Below are 869 nucleotides of genomic sequence, written 5' to 3'. Positions count from 1 at the left end.
AATTCCAAACCTTCAGAGCGGCCGATCCAGTTGCGCTGCATGGTTTTGACCTGCTCAGGCCACTCATCTAACTGATCGAGATCTGCCAACAGCTCTTCAGCATAATCAGTAATCTTGATAAACCATTGTGGAATTTCTTTACGCTCGACCAAAGCACCAGAGCGCCAGCCGCGGCCATCAACAACCTGTTCGTTTGCCAAAACAGTTTGGTCGACAGGGTCCCAGTTGACGGTTGCGTTCTTCTTGTAAACCAAACCTTTCTCGTAAAGCTTGGTGAAGAACCACTGTTCCCACTTGTAGTACTCAGGCTGACAGGTCGCCAGTTCGCGACTCCAGTCGTAGCCAAAGCCCAGTGCGTTCAACTGAGTCTTCATGTATTCGATATTTTCGTAGGTCCACTTGGCAGGTGCTACCTTGTTATTGATCGCAGCATTCTCTGCAGGAAGACCAAAAGCATCCCAACCCATAGGTTGCATTACGTTTTTGCCTTGCATGCGCTGATAGCGAGAAACAACATCGCCAATGGTGTAGTTACGCACGTGGCCCATATGTAGTTTTCCGCTCGGATAAGGGAACATGGACAGGCAGTAGTATTTCTCTTTTGTTTCGTCTTCAGTGACAGCAAAGCTGTTGTTGTCTTGCCAAAATTTACGGGCTTTTTCTTCTATTTGCTGCGGTTGATAATGTTCTTGCATGAGAGTCTTCAATGTCGCGTGTTTTTATAAAGAGTGAAAAATAAGGTACTTTTTAGAAGCTTGGCGCTTAAAGATGGATAAAGCATCAAGCCGACTAAAACCAGCCGGCTATTCTAGCCTAGATTACGGTGCTTTTCACGCTTCTGTTGATGCTTTTCAGCGCCTGACTCTTAG

The 869-nt window shown here is 46.4% G+C and carries 1 protein-coding gene; it reads right to left on the bottom strand.

From position 1 onward, the window contains the following. Positions 1-695: class I tRNA ligase family protein (locus A3729_RS21720; protein WP_156498068.1), on the bottom strand; the 695-nt coding region annotated here is incomplete at its 3' end. Positions 696-869: the final 174 nt, after the last annotated feature.

This window comes from Oleiphilus sp. HI0043 (genome assembly GCF_001634935.1).
The sequence above is the reverse complement of the archived record's forward strand: the minus strand, read 5'-3'. Positions and strand labels throughout refer to the sequence as shown.